Source organism: Paraburkholderia oxyphila NBRC 105797, from assembly GCF_000685075.1.
In the GTDB taxonomy this organism is placed as follows: domain Bacteria; phylum Pseudomonadota; class Gammaproteobacteria; order Burkholderiales; family Burkholderiaceae; genus Paraburkholderia; species Paraburkholderia oxyphila.
In genome coordinates this window covers 24,744-48,003 of record NZ_BAYD01000057.1, presented here as the reverse complement: position 1 = coordinate 48,003, position 23,260 = coordinate 24,744, and the positions used below count along the sequence as shown (strand labels likewise).

The window sequence follows — 23,260 nt, the reverse complement described above, 5'->3', positions numbered from 1 at the left end:
CCGTTTGAAGGTGACAAGCCGCCCGAGGTCGCTGTCAACCTGGCGATGCGCGGCATGACCGAGCCGGCGACGCTAAAGATCGACTCGCTTAATGGCGCCGCGCCAGGGCTTTTCCACAGCGGTTTAATAGACTCCCTGAGAGCGTGCGAATCAGGGTAAGCACCGAGAGATCGACTGACCGTTGCACAGACCTCAGCAATCGGGTCGTCCGGCGGCTGATCCCCGCAGCTTGCAGCCGGCAGACGAGATGCTTGCATACCCGGACGGGCGACGTGTATCCTGCCCCTTTAAGGTATGACCCTTGTGGAATCGTATGAGTGGCAAGCGAAAGACAGCAGGAACAACAACGAAGGCAGCCCCGTCGTCACTGACGCTTGGACGTCGCCATGATGATGGCCGGCGGGAGCAAGCGCGCGCCATCGAAACCCGCCGTGCGATCATGGACGCCGCGCTGAACGAATTTGCGGAACGCGGTTTCGACGGCGCCAGCATGCGACGTATCGGCGAGCGGGCGGGGCTCGAATATACGCTCATCACGTACCATTTTCGTAACAAGGATACCCTTTGGCACGCGGTGGCCGAGGATGCGTTCGCACAAATCGAAGCCAAATGGAACGAGGCTATTCCGCCTGACTCCGAGATGCCGGCCGCCGAGCGTGTCCGCGAGGAATTCCGGACCTTCCTCAGGTTCACGATCGAGCACACTGCGTTCCACCACTTCATGTTGCGGGAAAACCAGGGAGATAGTCCCAGGCTCGCATGGTTGGTCGAGAACGTGCTCTTAAGGACACGAGAACGGCTTTTGCCGCAGATCCGCGCCGCGCAGGCCAAGGGCGCCATCCTGAAAGCGGATCCCGATCTCCTGTATTACATGCTCATCGGGATGACAACTGTGCTTTCGTCACTGAAGGGCGAAATGAGTGCCTCAATTGGTTTTTCACTCGATGATTCGAAGGCAGTGAATCAGTATTGGAAGTTGATCGAGAAAGCTGTGTTTTTATAACGGCGCCCGGAGAAAATCGCAGGTCTTCCCAATTGGGGCCCCGCCCCGGAATCCGGCGCTGCATGCGTCGGACAACGACGCGAGATCCGTTCAAGCGAACCCCGCACGGCTCGAAGCTCGCCATTCGGCAGCGCTCCATTGCGCGAGCGCCGCAACATTTTGGGCACCGTACTCGCTGCTCGAGAACGTTGGCTCATTGTTTCATGCCAGGAACGATCCGTTAAGTTTTCTCAACTACTCATTGCGTCGTTGAGATGGCTAAATACTGGCAGGCGTGTCGCACCATTCCGACCACCCGCTTCTGGGCGGCCTTTGTGATAGATGCATGGAGATGCAGCTTCATCGGGGTCGGTCCAGCGGGGTTCCCCGCAGGAAGAAAATATGAGCACCTCCAGTCCGCAGCAGTTCAGCAAGCATCGCGATAGCAGCGAATCGCGCCCTGTTGTATTCCGGCACGGGGGCAAGTTGCATGGCCCAGTGACGCGAATTGTCAGCCCATCGGATCTTGGGCAAATTTTGAAGCCATTTGTCTTTCTCGATCGCTTCGATATCCCGGCATCCCTCGGAAATGGATTCAAGATTCATCCTCACTCCGGTATCGCCACTGTCACCATCATGTTGGGCGGCAGCGTCGAGTACTCCGATACAACCGGCAAGTCCGGGCTTCTGGATTCCGGAAGCGTAGAGTGGATGAACGCCGGCGGCGGAGTATGGCACGACGCCCATCCAGTTGGCTCTGAAAATGTTGTGGGATACCAGCTCTGGGTCGCTCTGCCGCCTGAAATCGAAAACGCTCCGGCGACAAGCCAGTACCTCTCTGGCGAGCATGTTTCAACCTGCGGACCCGCGTATATCGTTTTGGGAGAGTACGCTGGGGTGAGGAGCACCCTACTGTCTCCAGACGGCATGAATTATCTGCGCGTCACCTTGCGCTCGGGAGAGCGCTGGACGTATGACACGCCGTCCGGGCACACCGTTGGCTGGGTGTTCGCTCATAGCGGCACGCTGAATGTCTCCGGCACCAGCCTGCACCAGGAGCTGGCTATTTTCCAGGAGTCGGATGGTGCTCTGGAATTCGAAGCGCAAGGGGACACCGAATTCATACTGGGTTCGGCTGTCAAGCACCCGCACGACCTGTGGCTCGGCTATTACTCGGTGCACACCAGCGCGGAGGCATTGGCGCGAGGAGAGGCAGGGATCAGAAAGATTGGCGCTCAACTGGAACTGACTCCGCGCGCATGAGTGCCGGTGTTGAGACTCGCGCAGGCGCACACAAACCCCTCACACACGCCCGCATATCGACCATTGCTTTCGCATTTCGGTGGATACGACGTTCCAGTGACGCACTGGCCGCAGGCCGAGGGACCCGGCCAGTGCATGGCAGATTGCGCAGCGCTACAGGCCTTCCGCCCGGACGATCAATCTGTTGTTTACCGTGCTAACGCCGGTCACACCGCTTGCCGCCGAGGTCGCCAGCTGGATCTGCCCGGTGTCGTTGACATATCCCTCGAGCCATATCAGCCCCCCTTTGGCCACCACTACGATACGATCTGCGTTCAGACCTTTCGTCCTCGTGAGACTGCGCAATACCGCTTTCCTGAGCTTGCGGTCCGCTGCCCGAATCGCCTTTGCCGTGGGCTCCGAAGTCACGGATGCCGGCGCTTGACTGCCGTCCTGGGCGCTCTGTGCGCAGGCACTCGCCCCAATGAGCGCAACCAGCCCTACGGCCGCGTACCGCAGGAATTGACTTCCTCTCATTCAAATTCTCCTTGTCGATCGGCGGCCGGCACATCCCGGTTTCGCCGGTCACGATGCCTTCGCACTGGAATCAGAACTGCCGGGCCGGTCACTAGAAGGTGTGACGCATGCCGAGCACCGCACCTACCGTCGTGCCTGTCGTCCCGTACAGTGCCCCATTGATCGAGATGCCCGTGTTCATGGCCCCATGGTTGTTGACCGCGCCGGCCTGTGCGTAGAGCATGGTGCGCTTGGACAGGGAATAATCGGCGCCCAGCGCCCCCATCACCGAATGATTGGCGGTGTGGTTTCGATCGCTTGTGACCCAAACACCCCCATTCAAATCGAGCGCAGGTGTCACGTGATAGTCGAGACCGCCACCATACACGTTGTTATTGAACGACCCAGCCACCTTGTAGTTGACGAAAGACAGTTTCGCAGTCAAGGCGCCAATCTTGTACGCGGTGCCAATCGTGCGCCCTTCGTACTCCACCGTAGTCGGCACCGGGGTTTGCGCATTGCCACCCGAGTTGCCATCGTAGATGGCGGCGTTGATCATGAAACCGCCCAACTCGTATTTGACGCTCGCCGAATACTGCCGTCCGGCCTGGAAATCTCCTGGCGTACCGCCAAGCGCGTACATCACGCTAGCCTGCAGGCCCGCGATCGTCGGGCTGGTGTACGACAGCGCGTTTGAGTTCTCAATACCTGTCCCGAGCACGTTATCACCCATGTTCACCAAACCGCTTCCGAACAGGGAAAAGTCGCGCGGGTCCGACTCGTACAGTGCAATAAAGAGCGGGGAATATTGCAGACCCGCCTTGATCGTGCCGTACGCACTGTCGAGCGCCATCCATGCCTGGCAGCCAAACAGGTTGCCGTTGCAGTCAGCCAGGCCGCCGTTGGCAACGCTGATCCCGCTCTCGAGCTTGAATGAAACTTTGAGTCCACCCCCCAGGTCTTCCGCTCCAGTCAGGCCAAACACCGATGGGCTGACGCCTCCTTCGATCAGCGATATCTGCTTTCCCGCGTTTTGACCCGGAGTTGTGCCAACTGCCTTGCTCGTATAAAGCAGTCCGCTATCGACGACCCCGTACAGCGTTACACTGCTTTGAGCTTGTGCAACACCCGTGGCCAGCAGGCTCGCTGCGCAGGCCATCACTCTCAAACCAGAACCTCTGCGCTTTCTCATAGACTATCTCCTTAACCATCGTTTCAATCCCTATTTCTCTTATGTTTATTCCACTATGTGTTATGTTTTTGAATATTCAATTCAATGCATTAGCACTGCTATATTTTTGCCACATGGAATCAAAGGCGCCTGACGAGTCTAAAAACTGTGCGCGCGTCGCCTTGATGTCAACTTTGTGGTTTGAGCCAGGCGCCATTTCAGGATGCGGCGCTAGTCCCGCCTACGAGCCCCGGGGCGCAATCCGGCTCTCGGCGGATCGGAGACTTCGCGGCGTGCGCGGCCCCCATCGCATTGCATACGGCCTCCACACTACGCTGGCGACGGAGCGCTCAGAACAAGTGCCGCATTCCGACTGTGGCGCCAAAAGTTGCTCCGGGCGCCCCAAAAGTCGCACCGTTTCCCGACACGCCGGTGTCCATCTTTCCGTGGTTGTTGACGAATGCAAACTGGGCGTAGAGCGACGTCGCGAGCGAGAGGTTATACGTCAGGCCAGTTGCCGCCAGGATCGAATGATTGCGTGTGTCGTTGCCATCGCTCGTGTACCAGACACCGGCGTCGACGTACGTTGCAGGTGTGATCCGATAGTTGAATCCACCCCCATAGACGCGACTGTCGAACGACCCCGAAACCCTATAGTTAACGAACACGGCTCTCAAGGTCAATTTCTCGAAGCTGTAGCTGGCGCCGATCGTACGGCCGAAGAAGGGCACGGTGCTGGGCACAGGGGTCGTCGCAGCCGTGCCTCCCCCGTTACCGCTATACATTGCGGCGGTGACCATGACCGGCCCATCCGTATAATTCAGGCTAAACGAATATTGACGTCCTGCCTGAAAATCTCCAGCGATCCCGCCCAACGCGAGCATCGCGTTGCCCTGGAAGCCTGCGACGGTTGGGCTCTCGTATGAAATCGCATTCGAGTTGTAACCCCCCGTGACGAACACGTTGTCGACATAAATTGGGACGACGCTTCCGAAGTAAGATGAGCCTCGCACTTCCGAGGAGACCAGCGAGAGCAAGAACGGTGAAAACTGCAGCCCAGCCCTGACTGTTCCGTAGTCGCTCTGAATACCAACGAAAGCCTGACGACCAAAGAAATTGCCATTGGAATCACTAAAACCCCCGTTGGCCAAATTGATACCGCTTTCGAGGGTAAAGATCGCTCTCGTACCGCCACCGAGATCTTCGGATCCTTTGAAGCCGAACAACGATGGCGTCATACCGCCACTAATCAGCGAGAACTGGTGGCCTGCATTTTGACCGGTGGTCAGATCCAGCGTCTTGCTCGTATACAGGATGCCGGCGTCCACGACACCGTACAACGTCACACTGCTTTGAGCATGGGCTGTTGGCTCAAATCCTCCGAGTAATACGCAAATTGCGACGCGAAAATATCTTCTGAAGAAGTTCATGACAACCTGATTCAGTTGACTCACTTATGTCTCTGGCCAATTGAATGTAAAACTCAGCAATCCAGCCAGATAAGTGACGAATAAAAATCGGTCTTCAACAACGCAGCAGCCGCCTCGAGATTCGTGATGTCACGCGAAGAATGCGGAACATCGGACGATCTCGAGTTGCCGCCCCAAAGTGCTCCGCCTCACTGAGCCGCAATTTTCCCGGTCATTCGAGCGCTCGCTAGCGCCATGCCAAGCGCCACCAACAGGACCAGCGACGACACCAGAACCTGCATCGAAAAGTTTTTGTCCGCGTCCAGCCCACTCGCGATCGCTTGCCCGGCAGCCAGTCCGAATGGCATCGCCGCGCTGCTCAGCATCGCAAATCTCCCCTCGGAATCCGCGCTCGAAAGGACGCCCAAATAATATGGAATGCTAAAGATCCAGAACATCATGATCAGGGAAGCGCAGATAGCCAGATCCACCCGGTCAGAAACGACACGCAGCGCGAGCATCGTCGTAGCCATTGCCAGTGTTCCCAGAATGATCGGCAAAGTGCGCCCGAACCGAAGTCCGATCAGCGATACCAGTAGCCCACCAACAATGCCGCCGAATCCGGCCATCGTGAGGGCGTACGCAACTGCGTCCGAGGGGATCCCATGAGCGAGCGCGATCTCCGCGACGAACGGCCAAACCCCGCCAATGCCGATCAGAAACAGAAACATGCCGATCAAGCCAAGCATCCCGGCGACCCCGGAAGTCGAGCGCTTTGCGCGTGAAGTGATGCCGGGCGAATTCGACTGCGAAGCCTCTCGCGGAAACCAGCCTATTGTGCATGCGGTAAGCAGTGTGACCGCGAGCAGCACATACATGGTGCCGCTATATCCTTTACTCACGGAGAGCCAGGACAAGATCCACAGGATCAGCGTCACTGTGAGCTGGTTTGTGGTAATTGCCAGACCAAAGTTTCGATCCGGCGTGCGTGTTCTGGACACGGCTGCGACCGCGATTGCATAGGTGATACCGATCCCGAAACCGGCGACAGCACGGCTCGCGATCAGAAGATGATAGGTAGGCACTAGCGCGCTTGAAAGGTGACCCAGTGCAGCGATCATCAGGCCAAACGCCAAAAAGCGCCTGCGGTCGATGCGCGAAATCAAAATCGACGTCAGGATCACTGCGGCACTCATGCCGGTCAGCTCGGTAGCGGTCAAACTCGACGCCTGCGCCTGGTCAATCGACCCGCTACTGATGTAACCGGCTACCAATGCGGGCGTCAACAGCATCGTCATAGCGCCGAGATTGGTCATCGAAATCATCGCGGCCAGTGATGTCGGGCGATCATGGCCACCCACGTCGTTCCCGCCACTGCTCTGCGCGGACTGTTCGGGAACTGCGATCTGATTGGTGTTTGTCATTGTGAGAAATTGACTTCATCAGTTAGGGGCATAAGGACGGCTCGCGCATCGGTACGCTCTGGCCGGATCGATCGAGTCTTCCAGGTTCGTCTTTTCTGTCGTTCTGGTCGCAACTGCTTTGAAACAATCTTGGCACAGCTCCTCCGTGGGAATCAATATAAATTTGATCGATCGTGGAGTTTATTGGGGACGTCCCTAAGCCGGAATTTGCAGGAAACCTAAAGTTCTCGAACCTGCGGGCCACAGTCGAACTGATGGTCGAGTGCTGACACGGCCGACGCCAAGGTCTCCGAGACTGTCACCACCACCCGACGGCCTGCCACCACGCCCATGCGGTCAGTGCTCCTGTTGCCTCCCATGCAGCCGTAGACGCCGGCACCAGGGAATATCCCTGGCTATCAAATCCGGGGGGTTGTCCGGTCGCCACGGGCGCTGCGAACTCCCGATGCCGCTCTGCACAAGATCGCCTTCCCCGTTTGGCAGCAAGGGGCCGCAGACGCAAACGGCACTTCGATCCCTGACTCGATCGCTCCCGACAACCACATTTGGCGAAGGCAGGCATACCCTCAGTTCAATCACAAAATCTCCACGATCGTAGAATTTTTAAAAAAGACATGCTAATGTGAAGCCATCGGATGCGGTACCCAACAAGGCGCCCGCTAGGGGCAGAACATGGAAGGAGATAGATCGTGGTCGACGTACCTGTACTTGTGGTGGGTGGAGGCCCGGTTGGGCTCGCTACGGCTCTGGAGCTTCAGTCCCGTGGCATCAAAACGCTAGTGGTGGAACGAAACCCAGGAACGACGCGACACCCGAAGATGGATGTCACGAACGGTCGCAGCATGGAGCACTTCCGCCGCCTTGGCGTCGCCGACCGGATTCGCGGTGTAGCCGTACCGCCCGAGAATTGCATGGACGTTTCGTGGGTGACCCGACTTAACGAGTGGGAATTGGCTCGTTTCCATTACCCGGACGTTCATGCCTGGCGTGAGCGCATCCGGAACAACAATGACGGCTCACAACCGCTGGAGCCGAACATGCGGCTCAGCCAGGTCGTTCTCGAACCTACCCTTTGTGAAGTGCTGAAGGAATCCCCGCTGGTCGAGCTTCGCTTTGGCTGGGCATTGCAGAGCTTCGTTCAAGATGCGGACGGCGTGACGGCAACGGTGCGTGAGACCGCAACTGGGAAGACGGAAGAAGTACGCTGCACCCTGCTCGCAGGATGCGATGGTGGCAGCAGCGTTGTGCGCGAATCGCTGGGCTTTTCCTGGGAAGGAAACTTCAACATCGCGCAATTCTATATGGTCCATTTCCGGTCGCCGGCAAAAGACCTTCTGCAACGCTTCGGCATCGCGTGGCACTACCAGTCTCCTCTGGGCAGCACGCTCATCGCCCAGGATGACAAAGACATCTTCACGATACATTGCCTCCTCCCGGAAGGCGTAGATCCGAAGACCATCGATCCCGTCCAGCTCGTGCATCAGTCGATTGGCACGGCGTTCCCGCTGGAAGTGCTGCAGGCTAACCCGTGGTCTCCACACCTGGTGCTTGCGACGGGTTACGGACGAGATCGGGTTTGGCTGGCCGGCGATGCCGTCCATCAATACATTCCGACTGGCGGCTACGGGATGAACACCGGCATTTGCGATGCTGTTGATGTCGGCTGGAAGTTTGCGGCAGTGCTCCAGGGCTGGGGTGGCCCGAAGCTGCTGGAGAGCATCGAGGCGGAACGCCGTGCCGTCGGCGCCCGCAATCTCGAAGGGTCCCGCTCACACATGGGTGTCCGCTTCCGCCTTGCAAAAGCCTATGACCCGAAGATGCATGAGGATAACGCCGAAGGCGCCGCGGCGCGTGAGGCCTATGGCCAGCTCATCAAGGAGCTCGGTAACGCGGAAAACGAATCGCTTGGCATCGAGCTCGGTTTCCGGTATCGCGAGTCGCCCATTATCTGCGCCGAGGGCAACGAGCCGGAATGGGACAGCCTGCGATATATCCCGAGCACGTGGCCGGGCGTGCGCGCTCCGCACGTTTTCCTGAATGACGGTCGCGCAATGTTCGACCTCTTCGGCCAGTGGTTCACGCTGCTTCGCTTCAGTGATGCAAGTGCTGAACCCATGATCGAAGCCGCGCGCGAACGTGGCGTGCCGCTCACTGTAGTGGAGATTCGCGACGAGCACGCGCGGGCCATCTATGAACGCGACTTTGTCCTGGTGCGTCCTGACCAGCACGTCGCGTGGCGTGGCGACGCCATGCCATCGGACGCGTACGCGGTCATCGATCGAGTTCGAGGAGCGTGACCATGCAAACCGGTGACCATTCACACGAACAAATGCCCATTCGTCCGATCGAACGTCCAGAGCCGATCGTCCGTGCCAGATCCGTCGCTCATGTCGTCCTGGAACGCAGCGACGTGGAAAAGATGGCGCAGTTCCTCATCGACTTTGGTTTTCACCCCTGCGAAGCCACGCTCGGGCAACCACGCCATTTCCGCGGTCACGGAACGTTTCCGTATTGCGTCGAGCTGGTCCCCTCTGAACGCGATGCGTTCGTTGGCTTCGCGCTTGCGGCCGACAGCGCTGAAGATCTCAGGACGCTCGCCGACGCCGAAGGTGTCCCGATCGAGGCGTGTGTCGGTCCCGGCGGTGGTATGCGCGTTCGCTTGACCGACCCGGACGGACGGCGCGTCGACTTCATTCACGGATTCTCCACCGTGGCGCCAATGGAGACGCGCGCCGCCCTGCTGGCAGTCAATACCCCCATGGAAAAGCAGCGCGTCAATGCCCCTGTCCGCACTCCTGTGCAGCCTGCCCCGGTTTTCCGCATCGGCCATGTCGTCCTCCAGACAACGAGCTTCGACGTGACCGCTCAATGGTACATGCGGCGCTTCGGTTTCATCCCGTCGGATATCAATTCCCTTCCCGACGGAAGCCCCATGCTCGGATTTTTTCGATTCGATCGCGGCGCAGAACCCAGCGACCACCACAGTCTGGCGATTCTCGAGGGACCGGAGCCCGCGCTGCTGCATATTTCCACGGAAACTCTGGATATCGAAGCGGTTGGTCAAGGACATCAGTACCTGCGCGCTCAAGGGTGGACGCCGCATTGGGGTATCGGCAGGCATAAGCTCGGCAGCCAGGTCTTTGACTACTGGCAGGACTCGGTGGGGGACGAGTGGGAGCACTACGCCGATGGCGACGTGATGACGGATCAATTTCCCACCGGCTATCACCCGCTCAACAGAGGTGGCTTGTGGTCGTGGGGCGATGACATACCTGACTCGATGCGGCCGGACGACGACATTCCCGAGGGTGTCCACCCCAAGGTCAAGGCGTTCATAGAAGCGCTGCAAGAGCCACCCCGCCCGTGGCTGCGATAACTCCCATCCATCATTGACTCGCTCAACAAAACAAGGTGAGCGAAAAGGAAGCTTGAAATGGCTATTCTGATCCTTCGATATCGCGATGACAGCGGCGCATCACGCTGGGCCAAACTCGTGTCTGCTGCGCCGAAAGCCGCCGATGATGTCATCGACGTCATCGACCTCCCCGTGGCGGAGAATTCCACGACCGATATGGTCATTGCGGCATACGATCAAAATCCGGAGCGCTTCGACAGCGGCGACGTAGTAAAAGTCACGGCTCGCCAACTGCAAAGCCCTGTGACAAGCGACGCAACAATCATTTGCCAAGGTCTGAATTACGGATCGCACGCCGCAGAAGCCGGCCACCACAACCGTCAACAGAACCTGCTGTTCGCGAAGGCAAGCACTACGCTATCCGGGCCGTATGACGCAATCGTCCGCCCTAAGGGCGTCGAGCTTCTCGACTACGAAGTGGAGATCGGCGTTGTTTTACGCTCGCGATTGACTGCAGGGACCGTCGTGGACGAAACGAACCTCGGTGAATATGTCGCCGGCGTGGTGCTCTGCAACGACGTGTCGGCACGCGACACCATGTTTGGCGCCTCGTTCTTGCAGTGGTACCAGGGAAAGAGTTATCGCACCTTCTGTCCCGCAGGTCCGGTGCTGTATCTCCTCGAGCGAGACGAAGTCGCCACTGCCCTCCTGAACCTGGAGATCTCGCTGGTTTATCGCGACGTTGAGCGGCAGCGTGCGGTCAGCTCACAACTGATCTACAAGCCCGCCGAGACGCTGACTCAACTCGCGGGCATCATGGACCTCGAGCCGGGCGACCTGATTTTGACCGGTACACCTGGCGGCGTCATCGCCCAGGGCACCCCGAAACTGGTCGAATCACTGAAGACGTATCTGCTTGATGACCAACGCCGTCGAGAAGAGATGATCGTCGAAATGAAGACGCTCGCCGATTTTCTGCAGCCCGGGGACACCCTCACTTTGACGATGCGCGACCTGAATCGTGGCCTCGAATTGGGAGGGCAGCACAGCACGATCGCCGAAGACTCCCCACACAAAGCGTGATCAGTATGATGAACCGCCGTGTGATCCTGAAGGGACGACCGCAAGGTATCCCTCTGGCCGAGCACTTCGAGCTGGATTCAGCGCCGCTGCGCGCACTCGACGATGGACAGATCCTGGTACGTAATCACTACCTGTCCGTCGATCCGGCGATGCGCGGCTGGCTGTCCGATGCCCAGAGCTACGGCGCTCGAATCGAGGTCGGCGATGTCATGCGCGCATTTGCCGTTGGCGAGATCGTCGAGTCCCGCAACGAGTCCTTCGTGCCTGGTGAAAGGGTAATGGGCCTGTTCGGCTGGCAAGAATACGCGTGCGTCGACCCGCAATCCGTTCTCCTGAGGATAGACGAACATGACTTCCCGATCTCGCTTTCTCTCGGTGTGCTCGGACTCAACGGAATAGCGGCCTATTTCGGCTTGATGGACGCATGCGCCCCCAAAGCTGGGGAAACCGTGGTGGTATCGACCGCCGCAGGCGCGGTCGGTTCATGCGTTGGACAGATGGCCAGAAATCTCGGCTGCCGCGTCATCGGTATCGCCGGGGGGCCCGAAAAGTGCAAGCTGTGTATCGATGAGTTCGGCTACGACGACGTGCTGGATTACAAGCATGAACCGGATCTCGCATCCGCCATTGCTCGCGCATGCCCGGACGGTGTGGACGTGTATTTCGACAATACCGCCGGCCCCATCAGTGATGCCGTGATCCGCCATATTTCGGCAGGCGCGCGCATCGCGATATGCGGCACCGCGTCCATCTCAAGCTGGGATCCGTGGCCCACGGGGCCTCGCTACGAAAGGCATCTACTCGTCAAGCGTGCGACGGTTCGGGGCTTCATTGCGCTCGACTACGTCGATCGGTATCCAGAGGCCGTTGCCCGGCTAGGACGCTGGATCAAGGAGGGCCGACTGCGCTATCGCGAGGAAATCCTGGAGGGGATCGAGCAGGCGCCCAGTGCGATCTCCCGCCTCTATACGGGCGAGAACCAAGGGAAGTTGCTGATTCGCCTTCCTGCATCAAGAGGATAAGACCATGTCGAAAGTCATCATTAGTTGCGCAATAACGGGGGCCGTTCACACGCCAACCATGAGCCCGCATCTGCCTGTTACGCCCGAGGAAATCGCAGCGCAGGCCATCGAGGCAGCCGAAGCCGGAGCTTCCATATTGCACCTGCATGCCCGCGATCCGCTGAATGGAAAACCCACGCCGGATCCGGACGTCTTCATGCGCTTTCTTCCGCGCATCAAGGAAGGCACCAACGCAGTCGTGAACATCACGACCGGCGGCGGCCAGGGAATGTCCCTGGAAGATCGAATCGCACCGGCAGAACTCGCGTCACCGGAACTTTGCTCCCTCAATATGGGATCGATGAATTTCGGCATGTACCCGATGCTGGCTCGCTATCAAGAGTTCAAGTACGACTGGGAACGCCCTTACCTCGAAGCATCCCGCGACTGGATCTTCCGTAACACGTTCAGCGACATCGAGAACATCGTTGAGCGGCTCGGGAAGGGTCATGGAACCAAGTTCGAGTTTGAATGCTATGACATCAGTCACCTGTACACACTCGCGCACTTCCTCGATCGCAAGCTGGTGACCCCTCCCCTGTTCGTTCAGTCGATCTTTGGCATCCTCGGCGGTCAAGGTGCCGATACCGAGAACCTGCTCCACGCCAGGCGCCTTGCTGACAAGCTCTTCGGCGATGATTACCGCTGGTCCGTCATGGCCAGTGGCAAGCATCAGATGCCGTTCATCACGATGGGCGCGATCAACGGCTCGAGCGTGCGCGTGGGGTTGGAGGACTCACTCTACGCAGGTAAAGGCAAGCTCGCGACCTCGAACGCGGAGCAAGTTCGACTGATCCGCTCGATTCTTGAGCCACTCTCGCTCGAGATTGCCACGCCGGACGAAGCACGTGAAATTCTGGCCCTGAAAGGCTCTGACAACGTCAAATTCTGAGGTAGTCAACATGTCGAATTCCCGTCAAGATTCCAAACACATCACCACTATTAAGGAATACTTTATTCTTGGTGATGCTGGCCGACCAGAGCTCTTCGATCTGTTCACAGATGATTTTCAGTTCTATTTTCCGAAGTTTGGTGTTGGCCGAGGAAAGGCCGAATTTGCGGAATTCGCGACCGGGCTTCTTGGCTCACTGAAGTCGATCTCGCACGACATCGGCGCGTTGAAATTTTTCGAAGGTACCGACTACGTCGTGGTTGAAGGCACAACCCAAGGCGAATATGCCGATGGGACACGATGGCAGGGTGGCGAAACCCCCGGAGGCCGGTTCTGCAGTGTCTATGAATTCGCGAGCGACGGGCGGATCAAGCGAATGCACATCTATCTCGACCCGGACTACGCAGGGCACGACTCAGATCGCTTTCTCTGGGGCACGAGCCGGGTGTGGTAATGCCGCGTAGCACGCGATATCGCCACTCGGCGACAGTATCCGGCGTGCGCGTTTGGCGCGCTGCCGGCTTTCAAATTGGGTAACCGCTTCACGCTTTAAACTAAACGAGCATGCAATCCGCCGAACCTTTTATTGAGTTTGATATATCGCGTCTCGAGGCCTTTCTTCGTAAAGCAATCGCGGGACTGAAAGGCACGATGACCCTAGAACGTGTCGGAGGGGGGCAATCCAATCCCACATTCTTCGTCTCGTTCGAGAATCGGCGGATGGTGCTCAGAAAAAAGCCTGGTGGAGAGGTCCTCCCGTCAGCACACGCTGTGGATCGAGAGTACCGCATTCTCAACGCGCTTGCTGCCACCGATGTCCCGGTGCCCAGGACGGTGCTGTTTCATGCTGAAAATGACATCGTCGGTACGCCCTTCTATCTGATGGAACGGCTTGAGGGGCGAATCTTCCCGGAGTGCCAACTGCCCGGCATGCCGCCCGATGAGCGGCGGGCAATTTACCTGTCCATGGCGCATACCATGGCACAGTTGCATAAGGTTGACTGGGCCTCCATCGGTCTATCGGACTATGGCCGGCCAGGGAACTATTTCCAGCGGCAGATCAATCGATGGTCGAAGCAGTGGGCCATGTCGAAAACCCGTGAGAACCCGGACATCGACCGATTGCTGTCCTGGTTGCAGGACAATATTCCAGAAGGCGACGAGGTCACGATCTGTCACGGCGACTTCCGGCTTGGCAATCTCATGTTCCACCCTGTGGAGCCCAAAGTCATCGCCGTGCTGGACTGGGAACTGTCGACGCTTGGGCACCCCCTCGCAGACGCCGCTTTCAACGCCTGTACGTGGCGCACACTCCCGAGCGAGTATGGCGGAATTCGTGGGCTCGACCTCTCCGCCCTCGGGATACCAGGCGAAGCGGAATATCTCGACCAGTACTACAGCGCCGCGGGCCGTCAGACCCGCCTTGAGCCATTTCACTTCGCGCTGGCCTTCCTGCGCTGGGCGGTCATATTCGAAGGTATCGCTGCGCGCGCCAGGAGCGGTATCGCAATCGCGGATAACGCATCCGAAGTGGGTCTGCTTGGCCTCGCGATGGCCCGTCGGGGTCTGGAAGCGCTCGACGCCGGCATCCCCGGCGTCCTCTAATCAGGAAAGGTTCATGGATTTCCACTATTCCCCGAAGGTTCAGGCACTCCAGGAGAAGCTCAAGGACTTCATGGAGCATCACGTGTTGCGCGCCAACGCAAGCTGGAATCGCATCGCCGACAGTGGCACATATCCGCTCGACATCGTTGAGCCCTTAAAGGCGGAAGCGAAAAAACTCGGCTTGTGGAACCTTTTTCTACCCGCGCTGCACGACGACGAGCCAGGGACACGTTTGACCAACCTCGAATATGCGCCGCTGGCCGAAATAATGGGACGGATTCCCTGGTCGCCGGAGGTATTCAATTGCAATGCGCCGGACACGGGGAACATGGAGCTCCTGCACCTGTTCGCGACGCCCGAGCAAGCAGAGCAATGGCTCACCCCGCTACTCGATGGACGAATCCGATCCAGCTTCGCGATGACGGAGCCCGACGTGGCATCGTCCGATGCAACGAATATCAGAACGACGATCCGGCGCGACGGCGATGACTATGTCATCAATGGCCGAAAGTGGTTCGTCACGGGTGCGTCTCACCCGAATTGCAGGTTCGCCATTGTCCTTGGCAGCTCTAGCGACGACCCACAAGTCGCCAGGCATCAGCGCCATTCCATGGTCATCGTCCCGCTGAACGCGAGCGGCGTTGAAGTGGTACGCAACGTTCCGATCATGCATCACGTTGCACCCGAAGGCCATTGCGAGGTCGTATTCAGCAATGTGCGCGTCCCGGTGAGCAACCTGCTCGGGAAAGAAGGTGATGGGTTTGCAATGGCTCAAGCGCGTCTTGGCCCCGGACGCGTGCATCATTGCATGCGCACGCTCGGTCAATGCGAACTCGCATTGGAATTGATGTGCGACCGCGCTATCGAGCGGCGTGCATTCAGCAAACATCTCAGCGACTTCGCCAATGTTCAGGACTGGATCGCTCATTCGCGGCTGGAGATCGACCAGGCCCGGCTGCTGGTTCTGAAAGCCGCATGGGTTCTCGATCAAGGCGGCAACCAGGCTGGCTACGTCGACGTGTCCGGCATCAAGCTCGTGGCTGCGCAGTTGCAAACCCGTGTCGTGGACCGCGCGATTCAGGTGTTCGGCGCAATGGGGCTCACGCCCGATACCCCATTGTCATTTCTCTGGACATGGGGCCGGGCCATGCGCTTCCTCGACGGTCCGGACGAGGTGCATCTGCGTACGGTGGCGCGCGCCGAGCTGGCCAAAGCCAAGGCCAATCCCGGCTCCACCAGAGCCTGGCTCACCACCCAGTGAGGGCGGTGTCGTGCCTGGCGTCTTCGTCATCCAGGAGATCGCGTCCGTAGTCAAGTCGGTTCGCGAATTCTACCGGCGAGGTCCGTTCAGTTTCGCTGAAGAGCACGGTCCTGGTGAACGATCAGGATGCCTATGTGGCATGCGGACTGGCGGGCATCGGCTTGATACAGGGAAGCACCTTGATACTCGACGTTCATGTGCGAGCCGGCCGGTTATGCAAAGTGCTGAGAGACTATCCATTGACCTCGACGCATCAGCCGTCGCGCGTGAGCGCAAAGCCGGCCTCGGCCACTTCCAGCTCGAGCCACTCGAGAAACTCCGCGAAGCCGCTCGAACGCTTCACGCGCTTCGGGTAGACGAGCGTATAACGTCCCCCCGTTTTGATGCTGCCAGGGTGCACCCGGATCAACTGCTGCTCGAGCAGCTCGTCGCGCGTGAGCACGGCATCCACGAGCGCGACGCCTTGGCCACATTTCGTCGCGACAATCGCGGACTCCAGCGTGTCGAACGTCAGATGGCCGTTGTCGCCGCCCGTCGTGTCCGGATAGAGATCGTCCCAGCGGCGCCAGTCGAGCCGGTCCATGCTCGAATCGACAAGCCGCGCGGTCTTCAGCATGGCTTGACTGTCCGTGCCCGCGAGCAGTTGCGGCGCGCACACGGGAATCAGCTCTTCTTCCCACAACGGCATCGCCTCGTAGTCGGGCCACGTCGCCGTGCCGTACGCGAACATGGCATCGATCGATTCAAACGCAAAGTCGGGGAAGCGATGATAGACCGTATCGACGCTCACCGACACATCGGGATAACGCTGATAGAACGCCGTGAGCCGCGGAATCAGCCAGCGCGCCGCCATGGTCGGATGCGCGCGCAGACTCACGCTGCGCCCGACACGCCCTAGCATCGACGAGGCGTCGGACAGGAGGCCGATGACCTGCTCCGCGACAGGCACGAGCGCGGCGCCTTCAGGCGTGACCACGATCTTGCGCGTATGCCGCTCGAACAGGCGGCATGCCATGCGCGACTCCAGTTGCGCGACCTGGCGGCTCACTGCGCTCTGGCTCAGGTTCAGCGATTCACCTGCCTTGCCGAAGTTTTCGGTCTTCGCAACGGTGAGGAAGGCCTGCAACAGTTCGATCGATGGCAGTTGACGGCTCATCTTTCTATGCGCTCCTTGCATCGGATAAATGTAGATATATCACTTTTCTTTCGATTGATCGAGGCTCATTCTGAACGGCATGCCGACGTTGCGCGGCGCGTCCTCTTCAACAATGCGAGTCGATCCCTTGAACGCTCCAGAATCCCCATTCGCCACGGCGCTGCCGACGCGACCCGACCCGCTGCCGCGTGAAGTCGACGTAGCGATCATCGGCGGCGGCCTGATGGGCTGCACCACCGCGTATTACCTCAGCAAGGCGGGCGCGCGGGTGTTGCTGATCGACAAGAGCCGCATCGCGGGCCAGCAATCGTCGCGCGCGTGGGGTTTCGTGCGCCAGCAGTCGCGCGACGAGGCCGAAGTGCCGTTGATGCAGGCGAGCATCGAGATCTGGCGCGGGCTCGAAGCAGAGCTTCAAAGCGGGCTCGGGTGGCGCAACGACGGTTGTCTGTTCGTCGCGGGCAACGAGGCCGAGCGCGATGGCTATGAGTCGTGGCTTCCCGTTGCACGCCAGTTCTCCATCGATACGACGATGCTGTCGCCGCGCGAAGTCGCCGCGAAGCTGCCCGGCTATGCCGTCCCGCAGCTCGGCGGCCTCTTCACCGCGAGCGACGGACAGGCGGAGCCCACGCTCGTCGCCCGCGCATTCGCGATGCGCGCGCTCGAGCTCGGCGCGCACATCGTCGAGCAGTGCGGCGCGCGGGCCATCGACGTCGCCGCGGGCCGGATTGAAGGCGTCAATACCGAACGCGGCTATGTGAAGGCGAAAGCGGTCGTCTGCGCGGCCGGCGCCACGACATTCCGGCTGCTGCGACTGCTCGGCATCTCGCTGCCACAGCAGCTTGTGCGCGGCACCGTCGCGCGCACCACGCGCGGCCCCGCGCTCTGCGGCATCTCGACGATCGCGAACGGTGTCGGCTTCCGGCAGCGGATCGACGGCAGCTTCAACATCGCCGACGATGCGCATGTCGACGTCGACATGACGCTCGGCCATTTGCGCGCGCTCCACTGGTATGCGCCGTCGCTGTGGGCGCATCGCAAGTCGTTCCGCTTCAATCTGAACGGTGCGTGCCTCACCGATCTGGGCCGGCGCATGCCGTGGTCCGAAGCGTCGCGCCTGGGGCCCGCCATTCATGCGCGCGATCCGCTACTGCGCCCCAACGAACGGAGCCTGCGCACGGCGCTGCGCGGACTCAAGACCGCGTTTCCCGGGCAGGCCGAGACGGAGATCGCCGAGAAGTGGGCCGGCGGCATCGATGTATTGCCCGATGGCATTCCCGTCATCGATGCGCAAACGTCGATCAGCGGCCTCGCCGTCGCGACCGGCTTTTGCGGCCACGGCTTCGCGATGGGCCCGATCGTCGGCAAGACGCTCGCGCAGTGGATCACCACCGGCAATCCGGGCCTCCACGTGCGCCAGCTGCGTCTGTCGCGCTTCGCCGAAGGCGACGTCAAGCCGCCCTCTTCGCTGTTCTGATCTTCGGTTCCATGCCGGTGCATTGCGTCACGGCCTGACCAGCCGTGCAGCATGGCCCTGCCCGCACCTTTTGCCATAACCATCACGCGCATACATCCAGTGAGGAGACACGGTGACCCAGCAAACCTTCTACTACGACCCCGCGTCGGTGGCCGGCAAGGCGCCGCCGATCAGCGACGAGACTGACCTGCTGATCGTCGGCGCGGGACCCGCCGGACTTGCGGCCGCGCTGTGCGCCGCAGGACACGGCGTGCGCGTGATGCTCGTCGACGAAAATCCGGTGCCGCTCGAAACGATGGGCGAAGAAGTGCCGCTCCATTTCGGCTCACGCATGGGCGCCGCCGTCGCGAACCGCAACAGCGTGCTGCAGAAACTGCTCGAGGCGCGCCCCCAAATTGCCGAGGCGCTTGAAGCGGGCGTCGACGTCCGGCTTGGCACCGCCGTCTGGGGACTCTTTGCGCAACAGCGCACGACAGCCTGGATCGATGGCGCCGTCGCGGGCCTCGCCGACGAAGAAAACGCGTACCTGGTGCGCTTCAAGCAGGTGATCGTCGCTGCCGGCCATCGCGACATGGGCCTCGCGTTCGATGGCTGGGACCGGCCGGGCGTCATGGGCGTGAGCGCCGCGCATCGGCTCGCCACCGCCTACGAAGCACTCGACGCGAGGCAAGCCGTGCTGGTCGGCAGCGATACGCATGCGCTTGCAGCTGTGCTCGCGCTGATCGATCACGGCGTGCGGATCGAAGCGATCGTCGAGCAAGCCGGCCAGGTGCGCGGCGATCGCACGCTGCTCGAACGTCTCGTTGCGCAAGGCGTGCAAGTGCTGACCGGCCATGTCGTGCGCGAGGCGGCCGGCGATGCGCTCGGCGTCAAGCGTGTGAAGATCGCGCCCGTCGATGGCGCGGGCCGCCCCGTCGATGGCGCGATGCACGAGATCGAATGCGACACGGTGCTGCTCGGCGTGGCCGCCGTGCCCGCGATCGAACTCGTCGAGTCCGCCGGGTCCCGCACGTCGTTTCAGGCGAGCCGCGGTGGCCACGTGCCCGTCATCGACGCGGCACAGCGCACGTCGCTCCCGTGTGTGCTCGCGGCCGGCGATTGCGCCGGGGTCTGGCCGTCCAAAAGCCTCGACGAAAACATCGCGCGTTGCGAAGGCCGTATCGCGGCGCGCACGGCGCTCGCGGCACTCGGTGTCCAGATCGACGCGTCCGACGCCGCGCCGGTTCCCGACGAGCCCGCAACCGACCTCGCGCGCCATCTCGCAGCGTGGGTGCGTGCGTCGGTCGTCCATGCACAGAACGATCCCTATGTGTGCCTGTGCGAAGAAGTGACCGCGACCGAGATCCTCTCCAAGCAGCCGCCGCGTTATCTCGGCTGGACCCCGGCAGACGCGTCGCTGCAGAGCGTGATGACGGCGCAGCCGCACGGCAGCGCCGGTCCCAACCCCGACGTGACGAAGCGGCTCACGCGCGCGTGCATGGGCCCCTGCCAGGGACGCCGATGCCGCGAGCAGGTGGCGACCTTGCTCGGCATTGGCGCGGGCGCGAGCGTCGGTGAGATCCCGCTCGCGTCGTTCCGTCCGCCGGTTCGGCCGCTGCCGCTGCAGCAGATCGGACAGCTCCAAGAGATCGCGGAAATGCGCAATCGATGGGACGCCTGGTTCGGCATGCCGTCCCAGTGGACCCCGTTCTGGCTGTGCACCGGCGAGCCGACCGTCGCGCGGCGTCCGCACGATGCCGTCCATCCCGTCCAACCGCTCCACCATGAGGGCTGACACCATGCAGGCAGCAGGAACGAAATCGTCTAACCGGGCGTCCGTCGTCATCGTGGGCGGCGGCGTGACCGGATTGAGCGCGGCCTGGTGGCTTGCCCGCGATGGCGTCGACGTGCTCGTCCTCGAAGCCGGACTGATCGGCTGGGGCGCGTCGGGACGCAATGGCGGGGGATGCACGCATCATCACAGCCCGCTCTTCCTCGAAGAGCAGCGTCTCTGGCCGATGATGGACGAACTGCTCGGCTATCCGACCGAGTTCCGGCGCGACCGCATCAGCATCGATCTCGACGAACAGCAGCTCGCGCTCGACCGGAAAATCGTGGACGAAGCCCAATACTTCGGACTGCGAGCAGACTTGCTGGATCCTCAGCAAGTCCGCGATCTCGTGCCGTTCGCGGGTGAGAACGTGCTGGCCGGCTACTACTACCATTTCGGCGGCCACGCGAATCCGCATCGCACACTGCAGGCGTATGCGTGGGCGCTGCAAAGCCACGGCGGACGCATTCTCGAACACACGCCCGTCCTGCAGATCGAACGGCAAGGCGGCCGCGTGACGGGCGTACGCACCGCGCAAGCGCGCATCGACTGTGATCATCTGGTGATTGCCGCAGGGCCGTACACCGGCGAGCTTGCCGCGCAGCTCGGCGTCGAGATTCCGCTCGTGACCGCGCGCGCCGAGATGATCGTGACCGAGCCGCTGCCGCTGATCGAAGTGGGCGGCGTCGATGGCAACGGGCTCTATGGCCGGCAAACGCTACGCGGCAACCTCGCCTACGGCGGCGGCCCGCACGAATGGGTCGAGCTCGCCGACTTGCGCAGCACGCGTCCGCTCTCGACACCGCTTCAATGCAATATCGCGAAGCGACTCGCAGAGCTCTTCCCGAAGGTCGCGCACAAGCGCGTGATCCGTAGCTGGGCCGGGTTCGTCGAAAATACGCCGGACGGACGACCGGTGATCGATAGCCCCGCTTCACTCGACAATGTCACCGTCGCGACCATGTCGGGCGTCGGCTTCGGGCTGTCGCCGGCGAGCGGTCATGCGATTCGCGATCTTGTTCTCGATGGCGCGTGCAGTTTCGCCGATCTTTCGACATTCGCCCTCTCCCGCTTCGCGAAGCTCGAACCGGACTGGCAGCGCATTCAGGGCTGGCTGCCGCTGCCCGCTTGAGTGGAAAGGACCTTCCCGTTGTGCCACGCTGTTTCGATCAAAGAGGATCTGTCATGAAACGAACGTTTCGCAATCTGGCCTTGCTGGCATCCATCGGCGTGACCTTGTGCTCGTTTGCGGCGAGCGCAAGCGCGGGGCAAGACACAGTGCGCTTCGGCGTCGCCGCCGAGCCGTATCCGCCGTTTCTCGTGAAGACGCCCACGGGTCAGTTCACCGGCTTCGAGCCGGATCTGATCCGGGCGATCTGCGCGGAGATGAACACGAAGTGCGAAATCAAGGAAGTGGCATGGGACGGCATCATTCCCGCGCTCATCGACAACAAGTTCGACGTCATCTTCAACTCGATGGGCATCAGCCCGGAGCGCCAGAAGGTGATTGCATTTTCGCGTCCGTACTATGAGACGACCGGCGTGTTCGTCGCGCCGAAGAACGTCAAGTTGACGCTGACACCGGAGGGGCTCAAGGGCAAGTCGATCGGCGTGGAGGGTTCCACCACCGATGCCGAGTTCGTCCAGACGGCGTATGGCAAGACCGCGACGATCCGCATTTACAACACGCAGGACGAATGCGATGCCGATCTGCTAGCGGGACATATTGATGTGGCGTTCCTGGATAAAGTCGGCGACATCGACTTGCTGAAGTCCAGGGAGGGCGCGACGCTCGAAGAGAAAGGCGCGGGCAGCGTCAAGATGGATCCGCTGAAATATGGTCTCGGTGTAGCGGCAGGTCTGCGCAAGGGGGACACGGCGCTCAAGGCGCGCATTGACCAGGCGCTTGATCAGTTGCATGCCTCGGGCCAGTACGCGCAAATATCGAAGAAGTACTTTGCGATTGATCTTTGGCCGCATTGAGCATGCGTAGCCGGCGATGGCCGCTCGTGGGCGCCATTGCCGGGCATCGGGTGATTTCAGCGCGACATACTCGTCTCCAGCGGCAACACCAATTCCACAACGCTAGTTCAGGAACCAAAGGCTACAGGCCACCCCCTGGCGCGCCTCGGTCCCTGTTCCGCATCGTAGTCCACACCGGGAGTGAACGGGCAGCTCGATCGGTCTACTCGTGCTTCACCTGGAAAGTGACGGCTCTCGCCCGGGCGGCGGATTCGCGGCGATGTCGGACCAGAATTCCAGACACGCAGTTGCCATACGCACACCCAGGTCCAATGGCGCCATCCGGCGATCGGCCCATTCTCGTCCTTCGTTGTACTCGATAATGGCCTGGTACACAGCCAGACGCTCCTGGTAAAGGCGCACCTGGTCTTCCGCCAGCTTTACGAGCTCGACGGTACTGGCGAACTCACTGAAAAAGAGCTGCAACACCGCCATATCCCGCATCTCGAACACTTCGCCCGGCGGCGTTTTCAACCAGTTCTCCAGGACCTGCTGGCCGCTCGACGTCAATGAATAAACGCGGCGACGTCGCCCGCCTTCCTCCACTTCCTGATCCAGCAAGCCCGCACCGGCCAGCCGCTCCGGCTCACCATAAAGCTGTGAGTGTGGAAACGGCCAGAAGTACCGGACAGAGTGCTCGACCGCCTGCTTCAGTTGATACGGCGTCGACGGCCCCCGCAAACCGATGACCCCTAGAACGACATACGAAATCGGGCTTAACCGGACGGGTGCTTCTACGTGGGTGGTATTTTGGATCGTTGACATGATCTGTTTCGGACGATACATTTAAAACCATT

20 protein-coding genes are annotated in these 23,260 nt (G+C 60.5%); 14 read left to right on the top strand and 6 right to left on the bottom strand.

The genetic code is table 11. The features are described 5' to 3' along the window. Positions 1-313: 313 nt before the first annotated feature. Both BO1_RS56565 and BO1_RS53295 read left to right on the top strand, forming a co-directional pair. Positions 314-1,003, top strand: coding sequence for a TetR/AcrR family transcriptional regulator (locus BO1_RS56565; RefSeq protein WP_084688266.1), 690 nt, complete (start codon positions 314-316; stop codon positions 1,001-1,003). 381 nt (positions 1,004-1,384) lie between these two features. After that, on the top strand, positions 1,385-2,245 hold the full coding sequence (locus tag BO1_RS53295) for a pirin family protein (protein WP_043287148.1): 861 nt from the start codon (positions 1,385-1,387) through the stop codon (positions 2,243-2,245). Positions 2,246-2,398: 153 nt separating this feature from the next. On the opposite strand, the gene BO1_RS29625 is transcribed toward BO1_RS53295, so the two are convergent. From BO1_RS29625 to BO1_RS29610, 4 genes are all read right to left on the bottom strand, one after another. Next, complete coding sequence (locus BO1_RS29625; RefSeq protein ID WP_028220650.1) at positions 2,399-2,761, bottom strand: BON domain-containing protein; 363 nt, start codon at positions 2,759-2,761, stop codon at positions 2,399-2,401. A gap of 91 nt (positions 2,762-2,852) precedes the next feature. After that, on the bottom strand, positions 2,853-3,932 hold the full coding sequence (locus BO1_RS29620) for a porin (RefSeq protein WP_028220649.1): 1,080 nt from the start codon (positions 3,930-3,932) through the stop codon (positions 2,853-2,855). 329 nt (positions 3,933-4,261) lie between these two features. Then, a complete protein-coding gene (locus tag BO1_RS29615) occupies positions 4,262-5,341 on the bottom strand; it encodes a porin (RefSeq protein WP_084688265.1) in 1,080 nt (359 codons plus the stop codon). Positions 5,342-5,529: 188 nt separating this feature from the next. Then, complete coding sequence (locus BO1_RS29610) at positions 5,530-6,744, bottom strand: MFS transporter (protein WP_028220647.1); 1,215 nt, start codon at positions 6,742-6,744, stop codon at positions 5,530-5,532. A gap of 689 nt (positions 6,745-7,433) precedes the next feature. Between BO1_RS29610 and BO1_RS29605 the strand changes: the two genes are divergently transcribed. The 8 genes from BO1_RS29605 (at position 7,434) to BO1_RS29570 (ending at position 16,001) form a co-directional block, all read left to right on the top strand. Next, entirely contained in the window at positions 7,434-9,041 is a 1,608-nt protein-coding gene (locus BO1_RS29605; protein WP_084688264.1) for an FAD-dependent oxidoreductase, read from the top strand. A 2-nt stretch (positions 9,042-9,043) separates the two neighbouring features. Further along, positions 9,044-10,120, top strand: coding sequence for a VOC family protein (locus BO1_RS58055; protein WP_084688263.1), 1,077 nt, complete (start codon positions 9,044-9,046; stop codon positions 10,118-10,120). A 57-nt stretch (positions 10,121-10,177) separates the two neighbouring features. Beyond that, positions 10,178-11,182 (top strand): fumarylacetoacetate hydrolase family protein, encoded by a 1,005-nt coding sequence (locus BO1_RS53285; protein ID WP_052409643.1) that lies wholly within the window; start codon positions 10,178-10,180, stop codon positions 11,180-11,182. Between the two features lie 5 nt (positions 11,183-11,187). After that, positions 11,188-12,204 (top strand): NADP-dependent oxidoreductase, encoded by a 1,017-nt coding sequence (locus BO1_RS29590; protein ID WP_174490615.1) that lies wholly within the window; start codon positions 11,188-11,190, stop codon positions 12,202-12,204. A 4-nt stretch (positions 12,205-12,208) separates the two neighbouring features. Further along, complete coding sequence (locus BO1_RS29585; protein ID WP_028220644.1) at positions 12,209-13,135, top strand: BKACE family enzyme; 927 nt, start codon at positions 12,209-12,211, stop codon at positions 13,133-13,135. Between the two features lie 10 nt (positions 13,136-13,145). Beyond that, positions 13,146-13,589 carry a nuclear transport factor 2 family protein gene (locus BO1_RS29580; RefSeq protein WP_043287145.1) on the top strand — a complete coding sequence of 148 codons (444 nt, stop codon included), beginning with the start codon at positions 13,146-13,148 and terminating at the stop codon, positions 13,587-13,589. Positions 13,590-13,699: 110 nt separating this feature from the next. Further along, positions 13,700-14,740: a phosphotransferase family protein gene (locus tag BO1_RS29575; protein WP_028220642.1), complete on the top strand. Its 1,041-nt coding sequence runs from the start codon at positions 13,700-13,702 to the stop codon at positions 14,738-14,740. Positions 14,741-14,753: 13 nt separating this feature from the next. Further along, positions 14,754-16,001, top strand: a complete 1,248-nt coding sequence (locus BO1_RS29570) for an acyl-CoA dehydrogenase family protein (RefSeq protein ID WP_028220641.1) — start codon at positions 14,754-14,756, stop codon at positions 15,999-16,001. A gap of 253 nt (positions 16,002-16,254) precedes the next feature. Here BO1_RS29570 and BO1_RS56550 read toward each other — a convergent pair whose 3' ends face one another. Continuing rightward, positions 16,255-17,157, bottom strand: a complete 903-nt coding sequence (locus BO1_RS56550; RefSeq protein WP_052409642.1) for a LysR substrate-binding domain-containing protein — start codon at positions 17,155-17,157, stop codon at positions 16,255-16,257. 112 nt (positions 17,158-17,269) lie between these two features. On the opposite strand from BO1_RS56550, the gene BO1_RS29560 reads away from it, so the two are divergent. The 4 genes from BO1_RS29560 to BO1_RS29545 all read left to right on the top strand — a co-directional run bounded on the left by BO1_RS29560 (position 17,270) and on the right by BO1_RS29545 (position 22,424). Further along, positions 17,270-18,631 (top strand): NAD(P)/FAD-dependent oxidoreductase, encoded by a 1,362-nt coding sequence (locus tag BO1_RS29560; RefSeq protein WP_084688261.1) that lies wholly within the window; start codon positions 17,270-17,272, stop codon positions 18,629-18,631. A gap of 112 nt (positions 18,632-18,743) precedes the next feature. Further along, positions 18,744-20,405: an FAD-dependent oxidoreductase gene (locus BO1_RS29555; protein WP_028220639.1), complete on the top strand. Its 1,662-nt coding sequence runs from the start codon at positions 18,744-18,746 to the stop codon at positions 20,403-20,405. A gap of 4 nt (positions 20,406-20,409) precedes the next feature. Continuing rightward, positions 20,410-21,573: an NAD(P)/FAD-dependent oxidoreductase gene (locus tag BO1_RS29550; RefSeq protein WP_028220638.1), complete on the top strand. Its 1,164-nt coding sequence runs from the start codon at positions 20,410-20,412 to the stop codon at positions 21,571-21,573. A gap of 53 nt (positions 21,574-21,626) precedes the next feature. After that, positions 21,627-22,424, top strand: a complete 798-nt coding sequence (locus tag BO1_RS29545; RefSeq protein ID WP_028220637.1) for a transporter substrate-binding domain-containing protein — start codon at positions 21,627-21,629, stop codon at positions 22,422-22,424. Between the two features lie 213 nt (positions 22,425-22,637). On the opposite strand, the gene BO1_RS29540 is transcribed toward BO1_RS29545, so the two are convergent. Then, the gene (locus BO1_RS29540; RefSeq protein ID WP_028220636.1) at positions 22,638-23,228 is read right to left on the bottom strand and encodes a PadR family transcriptional regulator; all 591 of its coding nucleotides are present in this window, start codon (positions 23,226-23,228) and stop codon (positions 22,638-22,640) included. Between the last annotated feature and the right edge of the window lie 32 nt (positions 23,229-23,260).

Excerpts from the sequence above, each read along its gene's own strand:
- BO1_RS56565 (WP_084688266.1), top strand. The coding sequence starts at position 314 with ATGAGTGGCAAGCGAAAGACAGCAGGAACAACAACGAAGGCAGCCCCG.
- BO1_RS53295 (WP_043287148.1), top strand. The coding sequence starts at position 1,385 with ATGAGCACCTCCAGTCCGCAGCAGTTCAGCAAGCATCGCGATAGCAGC.
- BO1_RS29625 (WP_028220650.1), bottom strand. The coding sequence starts at position 2,761 with ATGAGAGGAAGTCAATTCCTGCGGTACGCGGCCGTAGGGCTGGTTGCG.
- BO1_RS29620 (WP_028220649.1), bottom strand. The coding sequence starts at position 3,932 with ATGAGAAAGCGCAGAGGTTCTGGTTTGAGAGTGATGGCCTGCGCAGCG.
- BO1_RS29615 (WP_084688265.1), bottom strand. The coding sequence starts at position 5,341 with ATGAACTTCTTCAGAAGATATTTTCGCGTCGCAATTTGCGTATTACTC.
- BO1_RS29610 (WP_028220647.1), bottom strand. The coding sequence starts at position 6,744 with ATGACAAACACCAATCAGATCGCAGTTCCCGAACAGTCCGCGCAGAGC.
- BO1_RS58055 (WP_084688263.1), top strand. The coding sequence starts at position 9,044 with ATGCAAACCGGTGACCATTCACACGAACAAATGCCCATTCGTCCGATC.
- BO1_RS53285 (WP_052409643.1), top strand. The coding sequence starts at position 10,178 with ATGGCTATTCTGATCCTTCGATATCGCGATGACAGCGGCGCATCACGC.
- BO1_RS29590 (WP_174490615.1), top strand. The coding sequence starts at position 11,188 with ATGATGAACCGCCGTGTGATCCTGAAGGGACGACCGCAAGGTATCCCT.
- BO1_RS29585 (WP_028220644.1), top strand. The coding sequence starts at position 12,209 with ATGTCGAAAGTCATCATTAGTTGCGCAATAACGGGGGCCGTTCACACG.
- BO1_RS29580 (WP_043287145.1), top strand. The coding sequence starts at position 13,146 with ATGTCGAATTCCCGTCAAGATTCCAAACACATCACCACTATTAAGGAA.
- BO1_RS29575 (WP_028220642.1), top strand. The coding sequence starts at position 13,700 with ATGCAATCCGCCGAACCTTTTATTGAGTTTGATATATCGCGTCTCGAG.
- BO1_RS29570 (WP_028220641.1), top strand. The coding sequence starts at position 14,754 with ATGGATTTCCACTATTCCCCGAAGGTTCAGGCACTCCAGGAGAAGCTC.
- BO1_RS56550 (WP_052409642.1), bottom strand. The coding sequence starts at position 17,157 with ATGAGCCGTCAACTGCCATCGATCGAACTGTTGCAGGCCTTCCTCACC.
- BO1_RS29560 (WP_084688261.1), top strand. The coding sequence starts at position 17,270 with ATGCGAGTCGATCCCTTGAACGCTCCAGAATCCCCATTCGCCACGGCG.
- BO1_RS29550 (WP_028220638.1), top strand. The coding sequence starts at position 20,410 with ATGCAGGCAGCAGGAACGAAATCGTCTAACCGGGCGTCCGTCGTCATC.
- BO1_RS29545 (WP_028220637.1), top strand. The coding sequence starts at position 21,627 with ATGAAACGAACGTTTCGCAATCTGGCCTTGCTGGCATCCATCGGCGTG.
- BO1_RS29540 (WP_028220636.1), bottom strand. The coding sequence starts at position 23,228 with ATGTCAACGATCCAAAATACCACCCACGTAGAAGCACCCGTCCGGTTA.